Source organism: Protofrankia sp. Cr1 (assembly GCF_963555865.1).
In the GTDB taxonomy this organism is placed as follows: domain Bacteria; phylum Actinomycetota; class Actinomycetes; order Frankiales; family Frankiaceae; genus Protofrankia.
Window position 1 is genome coordinate 1 of the sequence record NZ_CAUVXO010000649.1, and the last position, 2,756, is coordinate 2,756.

General features: G+C 69.9%; 2 protein-coding genes. Both read left to right on the forward strand.

Annotated elements, in window-relative coordinates:
* The first annotated feature begins 59 nt into the window (after positions 1-59).
* Positions 60-1,484, forward strand: a complete 1,425-nt coding sequence (locus U9980_RS27365; protein WP_322770568.1) for a vWA domain-containing protein — start codon at positions 60-62, stop codon at positions 1,482-1,484.
* 130 nt (positions 1,485-1,614) lie between these two features.
* Positions 1,615-2,756 (forward strand): DUF4349 domain-containing protein (locus U9980_RS27370; protein WP_322770569.1); only part of this gene is annotated, 1,142 nt, incomplete at its 3' end.

Sequence of the window (2,756 nt, forward strand, 5' to 3'; positions counted from 1 at the left end):
ACTCGACCTGACCGGACGTGACGTGGCCTGCCGTGGCCTGAGGTGATGGGACGGCCGAGATGAGCGTGCTGGACCGTACGGTGGCGTTCACCGCCGCACTGCGCAAGGCTGGTGTGCCGGTGAGTAGCGCCGAGACCGTGGACGCCTCCCGCGCGCTCGGTGCGGTCGGGTTGCTCGACCGCGGGGCGCTGCACGCGGCGTTCGCGGCGACGATGTGCAAGCGCCCGACCCACCGGGCCACCTTTGACATGTTGTTCGATCTCTACTTTCCGCCGCGGATCGGCGCCGGTCTGTCCGTCGACGATCACGGCGACGATGGTGGGGGCCGGCCTGAGGGCGGCGACGCGCAACAGCGTGGCGAGGTCACCGACCTGGATCCGGACATGCTGCGTGAGGCCATGCGCGGTGACCTGTTGGCTGCCCTGCTCGACGGGGACGAGGAGGCGCTCCGTCGCCTTGCCAGGGACGCCGTGACCGCCCTCGGCTCGACGCCGGGCGGGGCCGGGCAGCGGTCCTGGTTCATGTACCGGGTCATGCGGGCGCTGTCACCGGACACTCTGATCGCGGACCTGCTGGCCGCGATGCTCGGTGGGGCCACGACCGGCGGTCTTGCCGAGCGGGTCGCCCGACAGACGATCACCGAACGGATCCGCTCGTTCGAGGAGATGGTCGCCGCCGAGGTTCGCCGCCGGCTTGCCGAGGAACGCGGGGTGGACGCGGTGGCGAAGACCGCGGTCAAGCCACTGGCCGACCAGGTCGACTTTCTCCGGGCGTCCCAGCGCGACCTCGTCGAACTGCGTCGGCAGGTCTACCCGCTGGCACGCCGGCTCGCGACCAGGCTGACCGCTCGCCGCCGGCTGGGGCGCTCCGGCCGGCTGGACTTCCGCCGCACCGTGCGGGCCTCGCTCGCCACCGGCGGTGTGCCGTTGGAGACCTACCACCGGCCGCACAAGCCGCACAAACCCGAGCTCGTCGTCCTGTGCGACGTCTCCGGCTCGGTGGCGTCGTTCGCCCACTTCACCCTGCTGCTGACGCACGCGCTGCGGGAGCAGTTCGCCAAGGTCCGGGCGTTCGCGTTCATCGACACCACCGATGAGGTCACCCGGTTCCTGCGGGGCGGCGATCTCGGCGACATGATGGCGCGGATCGCGGGCGAAGCCGATCTGGTCTGGTTCGACGGGCACAGCGACTACGGCCACGCCTTCGACGTGTTCGCGCAGCGGTATCCCGACGCGGTCGGCCCGAAGACCTCCCTGCTCGTGCTGGGGGACGCTCGCAACAACTATCGGGCGACCGCATCCGGCGTTTTCCGGAAACTGTGCGCCCAGGCCAGACATTCCTACTGGCTGAACCCGGAGCCGCGTACCTACTGGGGTTCGGGTGACTCGGCGACCCGCGCCTACGCCGACCTCGTCGACGAGATGGTCGAGTGCCGCAACGTCGAGCAGCTCCAAGCGTTCATCGAGCGCCTCCTGCCTTCGTAGCGTTTCGGTTCGTAGCGTTTCTGGACCGGACCCTCGTCCGGTCGGAAATCGGGGTGAACCGAACGGGCTACCGGTGCGTCCAACGTTGCGACAGCTGATCGCTGACGGAAGGACGGCCACGGTGATGGTCATGGCAGGTTCGGACACCCGGGAGCCCGACGGCCCGGCACAGGTGGAGCGGCCACAGCTGGGAACAGCCCCGGTTGATGATCCCTTTGCCAAGGTCACCCGCAGGCGGGGCTGGATCGTCCCGGTGGCCGTCGTCATCGGGACCCTAGCGATCATGGGTGTCGTACTCGGCATCGGCGGCGGGAAGCCGGACGTGGGTTCCTCATCGGCCGCGCTGCCCGTCGCGCCCGGCATCGCCCGTTCGAACACCGGTTCCGGTCCCGATGCGGGTTCGAGTACCGGTTCCGGTGCCGGCGCCGCGTCCACCGATGATTCCGGCTTGAGTGTCAGTTCAGGTTCTGCTGCCGTGCCGGAACCGGGGACAACCGGTGTGACCGAGGCCCAACCGGGCGGGCGCAGCGACCCGGCCCGGCCGGCCGGCGCCGAACCGCGGATCGTCCGCATCGGTTCGGTCTCGCTGTGGGTGCGTCTCGGCGGCGTGGACGCGGCCGTCAGTGACATCGAGGCCGCGGCCAAGGGGCTGGGGGGCTACCTGTCCGCGCTGGAGAGCACTGGTACCGCAGCCGTCAAGGACGGTGACGGGCCACACGCCAACGTCACCCTGCGGGTCCCGAGCGGTTCGTTCGAACAACTGCGCAGCCAGGTCGGGAAGATCGGCGACGTCCGCGCATCAACCGTGTCCACCCGGGACGTGACCGGCCAGTATGTCGATCTGGAGTCCCGGCGCAAGGCGTTGCAAAATTCCCGGGACACCTATCTGGCGCTGCTGGCGAAGGCCGGGACGATCGGGGAGGTCCTCTCGGTCCGCCAGCAGATCGACAGCGTACAGATGCAGATCGAACAGCTTGAGGGCCAGCGCCAGGTACTGGCCGACTCCAGTGATCTTGCCACCCTCACCGTCGGCGTCAGCGAGCAGGGCGCGGTGACCAAGCCCGGTCCGGCCACCGATGACGGGGGTCTCGGCCGGGCCGCCCGGCTGTCCTGGGACCGATTCGTCGGTGGCCTGACCGAGGTTGTCGCGCTGATCGGGCCGATGATTCTGATCGTGTTGGCTGCGACGACGGTCTACGCGGGCTACCGCCTGGCCCGGCGGGTCCGCCGCCGAACCGGGCGGCCAACCGCGCCGATGCCGCCAACCCCGCC

Excerpts from the sequence above, each read along its gene's own strand:
- U9980_RS27365 (WP_322770568.1), top strand. The coding sequence starts at position 60 with ATGAGCGTGCTGGACCGTACGGTGGCGTTCACCGCCGCACTGCGCAAG.